Consider the following 12,867-nt stretch of genomic DNA (forward strand, 5'->3'; position numbering starts at 1 on the left):
TGTGGTTTGGCCAGGCTATGATTAACTAAGGTTTTTCCAGGAGGAACGCATGAATATCATTGCCATCATGGGACCGCATGGCGTCTTTTATAAAGATGAGCCCATCAAGGAACTTGAACGTGCGCTGCAACAGCAGGGATTTCAGATTATCTGGCCGCAGAATAGCGTTGACCTGCTGAAGTTTATCGAACACAACCCGCGAATTTGCGGCGTCATTTTTGACTGGGATGAATATAGCCTGGAGCTGTGCAGTGACATCAACCAGCTCAACGAGTATCTCCCGCTCTACGCCTTTATTAATACCCATTCGACGATGGATGTCAGTGCGCACGACCTGCGCATGGCGCTGTGGTTTTTTGAGTATGCGCTGGGTCAGTCTGAAGACATTGCCACCCGCATTCGCCAGTACACCAGCGAATACCTCGATAACATCACGCCTCCGTTCACCAAGGCGCTGTTTACCTATGTGAAGGAAGGAAAGTATACCTTCTGTACGCCCGGGCACATGGCGGGTACGGCGTACCAGAAAAGCCCGGTCGGCTGCCTGTTCTATGATTTCTTTGGCGGCAATACGCTGAAAGCCGACGTGTCCATTTCCGTAACCGAACTGGGTTCATTGCTTGATCATACCGGACCACACCTCGAAGCGGAGGAGTACATCGCGCGTACTTTTGGTGCCGAACAGAGCTATATGGTGACCAACGGCACCTCGACATCGAACAAGATTGTCGGCATGTATGCTGCGCCTGCAGGCAGTACGTTACTGATTGACCGCAACTGCCATAAGTCGCTGGCGCATTTGCTGATGATGAGCGATGTGGTGCCAATCTGGCTGAAGCCTACGCGTAACGCGTTGGGGATCCTCGGCGGTATACCCCGTCGGGAATTTACCCGTGCAAGTATTGAACGCAAGGTAGAAGAGACGACTCAGGCGCAATGGCCGGTACACGCGGTGATCACCAACTCCACCTATGACGGGCTGCTTTATAACACCAACTGGATCAAGCAAACCCTGGATGTGTCCTCCATCCATTTTGATTCAGCCTGGGTGCCATATACCCATTTTCATCCGATCTATCAGGGGAAAAGCGGGATGAGCGGCGAACGGGTACCGGGAAAGGTGATATTTGAAACCCAGTCCACCCACAAGATGCTGGCGGCGTTGTCACAGGCTTCGCTGATCCACATTAAGGGTGACTATGATGAAGACACGTTCAACGAAGCCTTTATGATGCACACCTCCACGTCTCCGAGCTATCCGATTGTGGCGTCGATAGAAACGGCGGCGGCAATGCTGCGTGGCAATTCCGGCAAGCGGTTAATCAATCGTTCGGTGGAACGGGCGCTGCATTTCCGTAAAGAAGTGCAGCGTCTGCGCGAAGAGTCGGATGGCTGGTTCTTTGATATCTGGCAGCCGGAAAAGGTCGATGAAGCAGAATGTTGGCCGGTAGCGCCAGGTGAAGACTGGCACGGATTTGTTGATGCTGATGCCGACCACATGTTCCTCGACCCTGTGAAGGTCACGATTCTGACGCCGGGAATGGATGAACAGGGAAATATGAGCGAAGAGGGGATCCCCGCGGCGCTGGTGGCGAAATTCCTTGATGAACGCGGCGTCGTCGTCGAAAAAACGGGACCGTATAACCTGTTATTCCTGTTCAGTATTGGCATAGATAAAACCCGGGCGATGGGGCTGCTACGTGGCTTGACGGAATTTAAGCGCTCGTACGATCTGAATTTACGCGTGAAAAATATGCTGCCGGATCTGTATGCTGAAGATCCCGATTTCTATCGCAATATGCGTATTCAGGATCTGGCACAGGGGATCCATAAGCTGATCCGCCAGCACGATCTCTCCGGACTGATGCTGCGGGCATTTGATACCTTGCCGGAAATGAAAATGACACCGCACCAGGCCTGGCAGAGGCAGATCAAAGGTGAGGTGGAAACCGTGGCGCTTGATCAACTGGTAGGACGCGTGTCCGCCAATATGATCCTGCCTTATCCTCCAGGCGTGCCGCTCTTGATGCCCGGGGAAATGATCACTGCCAAAAGCCGGGCTGTCCTCGATTTTCTTCTGATGCTGTGTTCAGTGGGGCAGCGCTACCCGGGATTTGAAACCGATATCCATGGCGCTAAACTGGGCGAGGATGGCGTGTATCGCGTGAGAGTCTTAAAAATGGCATAACGACTTGCCTGACCCTAAGACATACGAGTAACGTGCTGACAGAAAAATGAAAGAGGCGATGACGCTATGCTGGGATTAAAACAGGTTCACCATATTGCCATTATTGCGACGGACTACGCGGCGAGTAAGGCATTTTACTGCGATGTGCTTGGCTTTACACTGATGAGCGAAGCCTATCGGGAAGAGAGAGACTCGTGGAAAGGCGATCTGGCATTGAACGGCCAGTATGTGATTGAGCTTTTTTCTTTCCCGTTTCCACCTTGCCGTCCGAGCCGACCGGAAGCCTGCGGTTTGCGTCATCTGGCGTTCAGCGTGGAGGATGTGGAAAAGTCGATCGCGCATCTGGAAGCACACCACGTGAAGTGTGAATCCATACGTATCGATCCATTTACCGGTAAACGCTTTACGTTTTTCAACGATCCGGACGGATTGCCCCTCGAACTGTACGAGATGTAAGGCTTGTCATTGTGGCGTTAGCCCGGTAACGTGCCGGGCAATGCCATTGTAAGTAACCATCATGACGACACTCACGCTGAACACTTCACTGCTGAATTCTCAATCGATTTTGGTCGCCTTTAGCGGCGGGCTGGACTCAACCGTACTCCTGCATCAGCTGGTGCAGTGGCGAGCGCAGCATCCTGAGGTCGCTTTACGCGCAATCCATATTCATCACGGATTAAGCCCACATGCAGACAGTTGGGTGCAGCACTGTGAGTCAGTATGTATGCAGTGGCAGGTGCCGCTGGTGGTTGAGCGGGTACACCTTGAGGATGATGGTCTGGGCATCGAAGCTCAGGCACGACGCGCGCGCTATCAGGCATTTGCGCAGACCTTATTACCGGGCGAGGTGCTAATGACCGCCCAGCATCTCGATGACCAGTGTGAAACCTTTCTGCTGGCGCTTAAGCGCGGCAGCGGCCCTGCCGGACTTTCCGCCATGGGCGAATGTTCACCGTTCGCCGGAACCCAACTGATTCGACCGCTGCTGGCGCAAACGCGTGAGGCGCTTGAAACATGGGCACGGCAGCATGAATTATGCTGGATTGAAGATGAAAGCAATCAGGATGATACCTACGATCGCAATTTCCTCAGATTGCGCGTTACCCCATTGCTGCAACAGCGCTGGCCGCACTTCGCGCAAGCCGTAGCCCGCAGCGCCGCGCTGTGTGCTGAGCAGGAGAGTTTACTGGATGAACTGCTGGCCAGCGATTTAGCCGATTGCATCACAGTCCACGGCACACTGCTACTGGTACCGTTAATGATGATGAGCGACGTGCGTCGTGCCGCGCTGCTTCGTCGCTGGCTGGCGGGGTTAAATGCGCCGATGCCTTCTCGTGATGGACTGGAACGTATCTGGCAGGAAGTGGCGCTGGCGCGGGAAGATGCCTCACCCTGTTTTCGCCTCGGGGAGTACGAGGTCCGTCGTTATCAGTCACAGCTGTGGTGGGTGAAGTCAGTCGATGGGCAAAGCGAAACCGTTATCCCATGGTTAGAGTGGAAAACACCGTTGGCGCTGCCTGCCGGATTGGGTTCGGTTCAGTTAATTTCTGCGGGTGAATTGCGCATGCCGCAAGCGGATGAAGCTGTCAGCATTCGTTTCAAAGCACCAGGGTTATTGCATATTGTCGGGCGTAACGGTGGACGGAAATTAAAGAAAATCTGGCAGGAGCAGGGGATTCCACCCTGGCGACGAGATACCACACCGATGCTGTTTTACGGCGAAACGTTGATTGCGGCTGCGGGTGTTTTCGTGACGCGTGAGGGAGCGGCGGAAGATGAAGAAGGCGTGAGTCTGGTTTGGCGTGGAAAGTAGGCCGGATAAGGTGCTTTGCACCGTCATCCGGCACCAAAATAATCAGGATTCGCTGACCACCACGGTACCGATCTGCGGGTGGCTGAAGCTGGCAATTTTGTCGAGGCGAAGCTCCCGGGTTTCACCTGCGACATCTGCGACCAGATACTCCACGTTTTTGCGTGAAACCAGGTCGTTCGCTTTCGCCTGCAAAACTTCGCCATCTTTTAACGCCAGCGTCAGTAACAAATGGTGCTGGCAGGCGAGTTCAAGATTGTCGTAATCATCGCAATTGATGGGTTGATACGTTTCATTCATTGACATAATCGCTCACCAGTAAGTTCGCGGCAGCATAGGCCGCTTTTTCCCTGACCGACTCTGGAAGGGCGCTGTCTGCCGCCACTTCATTAAGCACCTTCAATACGCAACCCAGCGCATCCGGGATATACCCTAAGTCTCCGCTGGCGATTTCCGCGTACCGCTTGCGTATTAACTCACAATATTTTTCCACATGCCCTCCTGTCAGCACTCTGACTTAACCGTGGATGCAAGTCTAAGCCTACGAAGATAAACTCTGTTTAGCAAGGTGACTATACCATACTCATTCAAGCAATATCAGCGCCTTGATAGATGAGCAGTTAGCAGCCTTTTGCCGCAGTTTTCGCTACAATGTGCGCCTGATTCGAAAGGAGTTCTCCCATGGCGCTTAAAGCGACAATTTATAAAGCCGTCGTCAACGTAGCGGATCTTGACCGCAACCAGTTTCTTGACGCGGCCTTGACGCTGGCGCGTCACCCCTCTGAAACCCAGGATCGTATGATGCTGCGCCTGCTGGCCTGGATTAAATATGCCGATGAACGGCTGCAGTTCACGCGTGGCCTGAGCGCGGAAGACGAGCCTGAAGCATGGCTGCGTAACGACCATCTGGGCATCGATCTTTGGATTGAGCTGGGTCTGCCGGATGAGCGCCGTATCAAGAAAGCCTGTACCCAGTCTGGTGAGGTTGCTCTGTTTGCCTACAACAGCCGTGCGGCTCAGATCTGGTGGCAGCAAAACCAGAACAAATGTGCGCAGTTTAAAAATCTCACCGTGTGGTATCTGGATGATGAACAGCTGGCGCAACTGAGTGATTTTGCTGGTCGTACAATGGCGCTGCAGGCGACTATTCAGGACGGCGCTATTTGGCTGTCCGACTCTCAGAACAATCTGGAAATTCATCTGACCGCGTGGCAGCCGCGTTCATGATTGTTCTCTCCCGAAACGTCTCTATCCCTGATAATGAGCTGGAAATCACGGCGATTCGGGCACAAGGCGCGGGTGGTCAGCACGTTAACAAGACCTCGACGGCTATCCATTTGCGCTTTGACATTCGGGCCTCGAGCCTGCCAGAGTATTACAAGGAACGCCTGCTGGCCGCCAGCCATCATCTGATTAGCGGCGATGGCATTATTATCATTAAGGCGCAGGAATACCGTAGCCAGGAGCTCAATCGGGAAGCGGCAATCTCCCGACTGGTGGCGGTGATAAAAGAATTAACCGCGGTGCAAAAAAGCCGACAGGCAACTCGCCCTACGCGCGCCTCGAAAGAGCGCAGGTTGTCATCGAAGGCGCAAAAATCCACAGTGAAAGCACTGCGCGGGAGAGTTCGTCGAACGCAAGACTGACGAGCGGGAATAAAAATTAATAAGGAATTGATAGTGAAAACAGCAATATTGTCCGTGGTCGCTGCATGCACGCTTTTTTCCTTGATCGGCTGTAATAACCGTACTGAAGTTGAAGTACTACAGCCGACGCGGGCGGCAGAATTAAAACCGATGCAGCAAAGCTGGCGTGGCATCTTACCTTGCGCGGACTGCGAAGGGATTGAAACCTCTCTGTTTCTGGAAAAAGACGGTACATGGGTGATGAACGAACGCTATCAGGGCGTGCGGGATGAACCGTCTTCATTTGCCTCTTATGGCACATGGGCGCGTACAGCCGACAAACTGGTGCTGACCGACAGCAAAGGTGAAAAATCGTACTACCGGGCTAAAGGCGAGGCGCTGGAAATGCTCGATCGTGAAGGTAACCCGATTGAGTCACAGTTTAACTACACGCTCCAGCCGGTTTCCGCCAGCTTACCGGTGACGCCAATGCCGATGCGAGGCATGTATTTCTATATGGCTGACGCGGCAATCTTTACCGACTGCGCAACGGGTAAACGGATGCCGGTGGCGAATAATGCTCAGCTTGAACGCGACTATTTAGCCGCTCGTGCGGAAAACGGACAGTCCGTACTGCTGACGCTTGAGGCGCATTTCACGCTGGAGTCAAACCCGGATACGGGTGAGAAAGTGAAAACGTTGATGGCGGATAAAGACGCGAAATTTATCCCTGGTAAAGCGTGTAATTAATCGATAGAAAAAAGGCCCTGATAATCAGGGCCTTTTTGTTGGTATTAGCCTTTAATGGCTTTGACCAGGAAGTCGACGATGTCGCCGGTTTTAATCAGCTCTTTCTCGCCGTTACGACGGTATTTGTATTCGATATCGTCGTTGTCGAGGTTACGGTCGCCCAGCACGATGGTGTGTGGGATACCGATCAGTTCCATATCGGCAAACATCACGCCCGGACGCTCTTTACGATCGTCCATCAGCACTTCGATACCCTGCGCGCGCAGCTCAGCGTACAGCTTTTCAGCCAACTCCTGCACACGGTAGGACTTGTGCATGTTCATTGGCAGAATAGCGACCTGGAACGGGGCGATGGCGTCTGGCCATACGATGCCACGATCGTCAAAGTTCTGTTCAATAGCAGCAGCGACTACGCGAGTGACCCCGATACCGTAGCAGCCCATAGTCAGCGTCTGGTTACGGCCATCTTCGCCCTGAACAGCGGCTTTCATCGCTTCAGAGTACTTGGTACCCAACTGGAAGATGTGGCCGACTTCGATACCGCGTTTGATCATCAGCGTACCTTTGCCGTCCGGGCTAGGGTCGCCGGCGACCACGTTACGGATGTCAGCAACTTCCGGGGTGGCCACGTCGCGATCCCAGTTGATACCGAAATAGTGTTTACCGTCGATGTTGGCACCGGCAGCGAAATCGCTCATTACTGCAACGGTACGGTCGATAACCACCGGAATTGGCATATTCACCGGGCCGAGCGAGCCAGGACCTGCTTTTACCAGCGCACGAATTTCTTCTTCGGTGGCAAAGGTCAGCGGGCTGGCAACCTGCGGCAGTTTTTCCGCTTTGACTTCGTTCAGCTCGTGATCGCCACGAACCAGCAGGGCGACCAGCGGGTAGCTGCTGCCTTCAACCGCTTTCACCAGCAGGGTTTTCACGGTTTTTTCGATAGGCAGGTTGAACTGCTCAACCAGTTCGGCGATGGTTTTAGCGTTCGGCGTATCTACCAACGTCATTTCCTGGGTTGCTGCCGCGCGCGGCTCTTTCGGCGCAACGGCTTCGGCAAATTCGATGTTCGCCGCATAGTCAGAGGAGTCGGAGAAGATCACATCGTCTTCGCCGCTCTGCGCCAGCACCTGGAATTCGTGAGAGGCGCTGCCGCCGATAGAACCGGTATCCGCTTGTACTGCACGGAAATCCAGCCCCATACGGCTGAAGATTTTGCTATACGCAGCGTACATCGCGTCGTAGGTTTCCTGCAGGGATTCCTGAGAGGTGTGGAAAGAGTATGCATCTTTCATCAGGAATTCGCGGGAGCGCATCACGCCGAAGCGTGGACGGACTTCGTCACGGAATTTGGTCTGAATCTGATAGAAGTTCAGCGGCAGCTGTTTGTAAGAGCTCAGCTCGTTACGGATCAGGTCGGTGATCACTTCTTCATGCGTTGGGCCGAGGACGAACGAACGATCGCCACGGTCAGCAATTCGCAGCAGTTCCGGGCCGTATTGTTCCCAACGGCCGCTCTCTTCCCACAGTTCAGAAGGCTGAACGACCGGCATCAACACCTCGATCGCACCGGCGTTGTTCATCTCTTCACGCACGATGTTTTCGACTTTTTTCAGGACGCGCACGCCGGTCGGCAGCCAGGTATATAACCCGGAGGCCAGCTTGCGGATCATCCCGGCGCGTAGCATCAGCTGGTGGCTGATGACTTCGGCGTCGGCAGGTGTCTCCTTCAGAGTGGAGAGCAGATATTGGCTAGTACGCATGTTGTTACGGTTCCAGTTGAACGATCGAACAGGCTCAAAACGAGCCTGGCACAAAACAAAAGTGGTTTAGTTTACCAGCGAGAAAGGGATGTCAAAAGAGTACGCGACGCAAATTAGCGGGCTTCCAGAGCAAAGACCTCAAATCCTGACGGCGTGACGCGCCAGCGGACGTTAAAGTCCAGCAGCCAGACGGCGTAGGTTTTGCCTTCTTCCTCGTTTTTACGGTAGGCAGGACGCGGATCCTGCGCCAGCACTTCGGCAATAAACTGACGAAGATGCGGGTAACGTTGTTCGAGCTTCGGTAGCTGCTCCGCGAGATCTTCACTGAACGTCACGTCTATGCTGGCCTGGGGGGCATCCTGAGCATAGCTGGCGCGAGCATCGGGTAACGATTCGGCAAAAGGCAGATACGGTTTTATATCTACGACTGGCGTGCCATCAACGAGATCCAGCCCACCGAGTTCGAGGATCACGTGCTCTTTATGGCAGCGGATGCCCCGTAGCTCAACCAACGACATGCCAACAGGGTTGGGACGAAACGTTGAACGCGTGGCAAAGACACCCATTCTGGCGTTGCCGCCAAGGCGGGGAGGGCGCACGGTCGGACGCCATCCACCTTCCATTGTCTGGTGAAAAACAAAAATCACCCACAAATGACTGAAGGCTTCCAGGCCGCGAACGGCATCGGCCTGGTTATAAGGTGCGAGCAAATGCAGTTCACCGCTGGCGCTTTTCACCAGACCGGGCTGGCGTGGAACGGCGAACTTTTCTTTATAAGGTGAGCGGATAACGCCTATTTGCTCGAACTGAAAATGGCTCATTTCGCCGAAATGTTCAGTGCAGAACCGATGCAAACCGCCTGACGATAGCAACCCGGCGTTCCGCTGGTCACTTCGCAACTGTGCAGCAATACCGCATTAGCTTTCATTTTTGATGCGTTAATCTGCATGCGTTTGCGTGCGGTTGGAATGCTCGGAGGGGAATCCTGGTTTGAAGCCTGGCAGGATTCACCGCTAACTTCGCCAAGATCGCGGAACGGTTTGCCTACTAAATCTTCAGCGTTAGTAATGATTCTTACCGGCGTAGCGCGCGGTGCTTTCGGTTTTTCCGGCTCCGCTTTCGGCGGGGTTGCGGTGCTTTGAACGGGTTCAACAGGGGATCTGCTTAACATAGAACAGCCGCTCAGCAAGAGTGCTACTAAACAGATCGGTAAAGCACGCATAATATTTCCTCAATGAATGATCTAAACGTCAGATATTGAATCAGGTGCTTGCATAAATGACAAGACGGGCAAGCGCCCGTCCTGATGATATTACAGATTCTGTAAACAGCCTAAAATTACCAGCCCTTAACAGCACCGCCGTTGAAGACTTTGTTTGCTGCTTCGTACACTTCGTCAGACTGGTATGCTTCAACGAATTTCTTCACGTTCTCAGCATCTTTATTGTCTTCACGAGTTACAATCAGGTTCACGTACGGGGAATCTTTATCTTCAACAAAGATACCGTCTTTTGCCGGAGTCAGGCCGATCTGGCTGGCGTAGGTGGTGTTGATGACCGCCAGTGCGATTTGTGCATCGTCCAGGGAACGCGGCAGTTGCGGTGCTTCCAGTTCAACCAGCTTCAGGTTTTTCGGGTTTTCAATCACGTCCAGCGCGGTTGGCAGCAGGCCAACACCGTCTTTCAGTTTGATTAAGCCCACTTTTTGCAGCAGCAGCAAGGAACGGCCAAGGTTAGTCGGGTCGTTTGGAATCGCGACCTGGGAACCGTCCTGCAGCTCATCCAGTGATTTGATTTTTTTGGAGTAGCCCGCAATCGGGTAAACAAAAGTATTGCCTACAGCAACCAGCTTGTAACCACGATCTTTGATCTGCTGGTCCAGGTATGGTTTGTGCTGGAAGGCGTTAGCATCGATATCGCCTTTGCTCAGCGCTTCGTTAGGCAGAACGTAATCGTTAAACGTGACCAGCTCAACGTCCAGACCGTATTTTTCTTTTGCCACTTTCTGCGCGACTTCTGCAACCTGCTGCTCTGCGCCAACAATAACGCCCACTTTGATGTGATTAGGATCTTTTTCATCCTGACCGCAACCCACAAGTGCCAGAGAACCGATCAGGGCTCCAACTGCCGCAAAGGTTTTGAATTTGAACGCCATGCTTATTTCCTTTTCTTAATGAGTTTTTAGTGTTGTGTGCAACGTTATTTGTGCGTGACAGCCCGGACGATGCGATCGCCGGATAACTGAATTAAATAAACCAGAACGACGAGCAATACCAGTACTGTATTCATTACGGTAGCGTTGTAACCAATATAGCCGTACTGATAGCCAATCTGTCCAAGACCACCGGCACCGACGGCACCGCCCATCGCGGAGTAACCAACCAGCGTGATAAGGGTGATGGTGGCCGCATTGACCAGTCCTGGCAGCGCTTCTGGCAGTAATACCTTACGTACAATTTGCAGCGGCGTGGCGCCCATCGCACGAGAGGCTTCTATCAGCCCGGTCGGGATTTCGAGCAGCGCGTTTTCCACCATACGGGCGATAAACGGCGCGGCACCGACGGTCAGCGGAACGATAGCTGCCTGCAGTCCGATAGAGGTGCCTACGATCATGCGGGTGAACGGAATCATCCACACCAGTAAGATGATGAACGGGATGGAACGGAAAATGTTCACCAGCGCAGAGAGCGTACGGTAGAGCTTCGCGTTCTCAATAATTTGCCCCGGACGCGTTACGTACAGCAACACGCCGACCGGCAGACCAATCACAAAGCCAAAAAAACCGGACACAAAGGTCATTGCCAGCGTTTCCCATACGCCGCGAACCAGCAGCCACATCATCGGCTCAGACATAACCCAGTACCTCTACTTTTACATGGTGTTCCTGCAACCAGCTAATGGCTGCTTGTGTATCTTCCTGTGTGCCGTGCATTTCAGTCAGCATGATGCCGAACTTTACACCGCCGGCGTAATCCATCTGCGCGCTAATAATGTTGTTATTCACATTAAAGCGACGGGCCGTCTCAGAAAGTAGCGGTGCATCGACCGAATGACCGGTGAATTCCATACGCAGCATCGGCACGCTGTCGGCTTCCGGCTCCGCTTTTAAACGTTCCAGATAATCTTCCGGAATATCCAGGTGCAGCGTGGACTGGATAAATTTCTGTGCCAGCGGCGTTTTCGGGTGTGAGAACACTTCACTAACGGTGTCTTGCTCAATCAGTTCACCATTACTGATGACCGCCACGCAGTCACAAATACGTTTTACAACGTCCATCTCGTGAGTAATCAGCAGAATGGTGAGTCCCAGACGACGATTAATATCTTTCAATAATTCCAGAATCGAGCGTGTCGTTGCCGGATCGAGTGCGCTGGTGGCTTCATCGCACAGCAACACTTTGGGATTACTTGCCAGCGCACGGGCGATCGCCACACGCTGTTTTTGTCCACCGGAAAGGTTGGCCGGGTAGCTATCGTGCTTGTCTCCAAGACCAACCAAATCCAACAGTTCTGTTACGCGGCGTTTGATCTCTTCTTTTGGCGTGTTATCCAGTTCCAGCGGTAGTGCGACGTTACCGAACACCGTACGGGAAGAGAGCAGGTTAAAGTGCTGAAAAATCATGCCGATTTGACGGCGAGCTTTAGTCAACTCCGACTCAGAAAGCGTGGTCAGCTCCTGACCGCCAACCTGAACGCTGCCTTCGGTAGGGCGTTCGAGTAGGTTAACGCAGCGGATGAGCGTACTTTTACCGGCGCCGGAGGCGCCAATAACGCCATAAATCTGCCCGGCAGGAACATGCAGGCTGACATTATTTAGCGCCTGAATGGTGCGAGTCCCCTGCTGGAACACTTTGGTGATATTCGAAAGTTTAATCATTGGTTATTTATTATCGTAATTAAGTTAGCCGTGGCATTTTCGTCTGTCAGGTACGGTCGAAGCCGTCAACAAGATGGATGTTAAGGCATCCAGACGTCTAAATCAATCGGGCTTTGCACGATGAGCACTTTCTTGCCCGCTGAAACATGCGATACTAGAGTCACATGCCTTATTCAGGAGCTATAAAAGGTGGCAAAGTCTGTACCCGCAATTTTTCTCGACCGTGACGGTACCATTAATGTGGACCACGGTTATGTACATGAGATCGACGAGTTTGAGTTTATCGACGGCGTTATTGATGCCATGCGTGAACTTAAAAAGATGGGTTACGCGCTTATTATCGTGACGAACCAGTCTGGTATCGCGCGTGGTAAATTTACTGAGGCGCAGTTCGAAACGTTGACCGAATGGATGGACTGGTCGCTGGCCGATCGCGACGTTGAGCTGGATGGTATCTACTACTGCCCGCATCACCCGCAGGGTACTGTAGAAGAGTATCGTCAGGTCTGCGACTGCCGTAAACCGCATCCTGGCATGTTTATCTCCGCCCGAGACTTCTTGCACATCGATATGGCCGCTTCTTATATGGTAGGCGACAAAATTGAAGATATGCAGGCGGCGACAGCTGCGAATGTTGGCACGAAGGTATTGGTGCGCACAGGCAAACCCGTCACGCTGGAAGCAGAAAATGCGGCAGATTTGGTCATAAATAGTCTGGCAGACCTGCCAATGGCGATCAAAAAGCAGCAAAAGTAAGCGTTGTGGATAAAAGGTGAGCGGTTGAAACAAAAATGCATTTTTCCGCTTGTCTTCCTGAGTCGACTCCCTATAATGCGCCTCCATCGACACGGCGGA

15 protein-coding genes are annotated in these 12,867 nt (G+C 52.9%); 7 read left to right on the forward strand and 8 right to left on the reverse strand.

Annotated elements, in window-relative coordinates; genetic code table 11:
- The first annotated feature begins 49 nt into the window (after nt 1-49).
- The 3 genes from ldcC to tilS all read left to right on the forward strand — a co-directional run bounded on the left by ldcC (nt 50) and on the right by tilS (nt 4,001).
- Nucleotides 50-2,188, forward strand: a complete 2,139-nt coding sequence (gene ldcC / locus FDW94_RS11460; RefSeq protein ID WP_048236098.1) for a lysine decarboxylase LdcC — start codon at nt 50-52, stop codon at nt 2,186-2,188.
- Between the two features lie 66 nt (nt 2,189-2,254).
- Nucleotides 2,255-2,644: a VOC family protein gene (locus FDW94_RS11465; RefSeq protein WP_008786273.1), complete on the forward strand. Its 390-nt coding sequence runs from the start codon at nt 2,255-2,257 to the stop codon at nt 2,642-2,644.
- Between the two features lie 61 nt (nt 2,645-2,705).
- Entirely contained in the window at nt 2,706-4,001 is a 1,296-nt protein-coding gene (gene tilS, locus FDW94_RS11470) for a tRNA lysidine(34) synthetase TilS (protein ID WP_137377600.1), read from the forward strand.
- A 42-nt stretch (nt 4,002-4,043) separates the two neighbouring features.
- Here tilS and rof read toward each other — a convergent pair whose 3' ends face one another.
- Nucleotides 4,044-4,304, reverse strand: a complete 261-nt coding sequence (gene rof, locus FDW94_RS11475; protein WP_003018503.1) for a Rho-binding antiterminator — start codon at nt 4,302-4,304, stop codon at nt 4,044-4,046.
- Nucleotides 4,291-4,491, reverse strand: a complete 201-nt coding sequence (locus tag FDW94_RS11480) for a YaeP family protein (RefSeq protein ID WP_003018499.1) — start codon at nt 4,489-4,491, stop codon at nt 4,291-4,293. Before FDW94_RS11480 ends, rof begins: the two co-directional genes overlap by 14 nt.
- 188 nt (nt 4,492-4,679) lie before the next feature.
- Here FDW94_RS11480 and FDW94_RS11485 point away from each other — a divergent pair, with 188 nt between their 5' ends.
- The 3 genes from FDW94_RS11485 to nlpE are packed head-to-tail and all read left to right on the forward strand — an operon-like array spanning nt 4,680 to nt 6,373.
- Entirely contained in the window at nt 4,680-5,225 is a 546-nt protein-coding gene (locus tag FDW94_RS11485; RefSeq protein WP_137377601.1) for a YaeQ family protein, read from the forward strand.
- A complete protein-coding gene (arfB, locus tag FDW94_RS11490) occupies nt 5,222-5,644 on the forward strand; it encodes an alternative ribosome rescue aminoacyl-tRNA hydrolase ArfB (RefSeq protein ID WP_032942412.1) in 423 nt (140 codons plus the stop codon). The genes FDW94_RS11485 and arfB overlap by 4 nt, the downstream gene beginning before the upstream one ends.
- A gap of 30 nt (nt 5,645-5,674) precedes the next feature.
- Nucleotides 5,675-6,373 carry an envelope stress response activation lipoprotein NlpE gene (nlpE, locus tag FDW94_RS11495; RefSeq protein ID WP_085951559.1) on the forward strand — a complete coding sequence of 233 codons (699 nt, stop codon included), beginning with the start codon at nt 5,675-5,677 and terminating at the stop codon, nt 6,371-6,373.
- Between the two features lie 44 nt (nt 6,374-6,417).
- Here the strand turns inward: nlpE and proS are convergent, their stop codons facing one another.
- The 6 genes from proS to metN form a co-directional block, all read right to left on the reverse strand.
- The gene (gene proS / locus FDW94_RS11500; RefSeq protein WP_003829149.1) at nt 6,418-8,136 is read right to left on the reverse strand and encodes a proline--tRNA ligase; all 1,719 of its coding nucleotides are present in this window, start codon (nt 8,134-8,136) and stop codon (nt 6,418-6,420) included.
- Between the two features lie 113 nt (nt 8,137-8,249).
- Complete coding sequence (gene tsaA, locus FDW94_RS11505; protein ID WP_137377602.1) at nt 8,250-8,957, reverse strand: tRNA (N6-threonylcarbamoyladenosine(37)-N6)-methyltransferase TrmO; 708 nt, start codon at nt 8,955-8,957, stop codon at nt 8,250-8,252.
- Nucleotides 8,954-9,358 (reverse strand): Rcs stress response system protein RcsF, encoded by a 405-nt coding sequence (gene rcsF, locus FDW94_RS11510; RefSeq protein WP_003018477.1) that lies wholly within the window; start codon nt 9,356-9,358, stop codon nt 8,954-8,956. The genes tsaA and rcsF overlap by 4 nt, the downstream gene beginning before the upstream one ends.
- Before the next feature lie 116 nt (nt 9,359-9,474).
- Nucleotides 9,475-10,290 carry a methionine ABC transporter substrate-binding lipoprotein MetQ gene (gene metQ, locus FDW94_RS11515; RefSeq protein ID WP_003829145.1) on the reverse strand — a complete coding sequence of 272 codons (816 nt, stop codon included), beginning with the start codon at nt 10,288-10,290 and terminating at the stop codon, nt 9,475-9,477.
- A 44-nt stretch (nt 10,291-10,334) separates the two neighbouring features.
- Complete coding sequence (locus FDW94_RS11520) at nt 10,335-10,988, reverse strand: methionine ABC transporter permease MetI (RefSeq protein WP_003018471.1); 654 nt, start codon at nt 10,986-10,988, stop codon at nt 10,335-10,337.
- Nucleotides 10,981-12,012 (reverse strand): methionine ABC transporter ATP-binding protein MetN, encoded by a 1,032-nt coding sequence (metN, locus tag FDW94_RS11525; RefSeq protein WP_003829140.1) that lies wholly within the window; start codon nt 12,010-12,012, stop codon nt 10,981-10,983. Before metN ends, FDW94_RS11520 begins: the two co-directional genes overlap by 8 nt.
- 189 nt (nt 12,013-12,201) lie before the next feature.
- On the opposite strand from metN, the gene gmhB reads away from it, so the two are divergent.
- The gene (gene gmhB, locus FDW94_RS11530) at nt 12,202-12,768 is read left to right on the forward strand and encodes a D-glycero-beta-D-manno-heptose 1,7-bisphosphate 7-phosphatase (protein WP_137377603.1); all 567 of its coding nucleotides are present in this window, start codon (nt 12,202-12,204) and stop codon (nt 12,766-12,768) included.
- Nucleotides 12,769-12,867 lie beyond the last annotated feature (99 nt).

The organism is Citrobacter sp. wls757 (assembly GCF_005280935.1).
GTDB classification, from domain to species: domain Bacteria; phylum Pseudomonadota; class Gammaproteobacteria; order Enterobacterales; family Enterobacteriaceae; genus Citrobacter; species Citrobacter portucalensis.

What these genes read in the sequence shown, in the direction of transcription:
- ldcC (WP_048236098.1), top strand. Translation starts at nt 50, where the DNA reads ATGAATATCATTGCCATCATGGGACCGCATGGCGTCTTTTATAAAGAT.
- FDW94_RS11465 (WP_008786273.1), top strand. Translation starts at nt 2,255, where the DNA reads ATGCTGGGATTAAAACAGGTTCACCATATTGCCATTATTGCGACGGAC.
- tilS (WP_137377600.1), top strand. Translation starts at nt 2,706, where the DNA reads ATGACGACACTCACGCTGAACACTTCACTGCTGAATTCTCAATCGATT.
- rof (WP_003018503.1), bottom strand. Translation starts at nt 4,304, where the DNA reads ATGTCAATGAATGAAACGTATCAACCCATCAATTGCGATGATTACGAC.
- FDW94_RS11485 (WP_137377601.1), top strand. Translation starts at nt 4,680, where the DNA reads ATGGCGCTTAAAGCGACAATTTATAAAGCCGTCGTCAACGTAGCGGAT.
- arfB (WP_032942412.1), top strand. Translation starts at nt 5,222, where the DNA reads ATGATTGTTCTCTCCCGAAACGTCTCTATCCCTGATAATGAGCTGGAA.
- proS (WP_003829149.1), bottom strand. Translation starts at nt 8,136, where the DNA reads ATGCGTACTAGCCAATATCTGCTCTCCACTCTGAAGGAGACACCTGCC.
- tsaA (WP_137377602.1), bottom strand. Translation starts at nt 8,957, where the DNA reads ATGAGCCATTTTCAGTTCGAGCAAATAGGCGTTATCCGCTCACCTTAT.
- rcsF (WP_003018477.1), bottom strand. Translation starts at nt 9,358, where the DNA reads ATGCGTGCTTTACCGATCTGTTTAGTAGCACTCTTGCTGAGCGGCTGT.
- metQ (WP_003829145.1), bottom strand. Translation starts at nt 10,290, where the DNA reads ATGGCGTTCAAATTCAAAACCTTTGCGGCAGTTGGAGCCCTGATCGGT.
- FDW94_RS11520 (WP_003018471.1), bottom strand. Translation starts at nt 10,988, where the DNA reads ATGTCTGAGCCGATGATGTGGCTGCTGGTTCGCGGCGTATGGGAAACG.
- metN (WP_003829140.1), bottom strand. Translation starts at nt 12,012, where the DNA reads ATGATTAAACTTTCGAATATCACCAAAGTGTTCCAGCAGGGGACTCGC.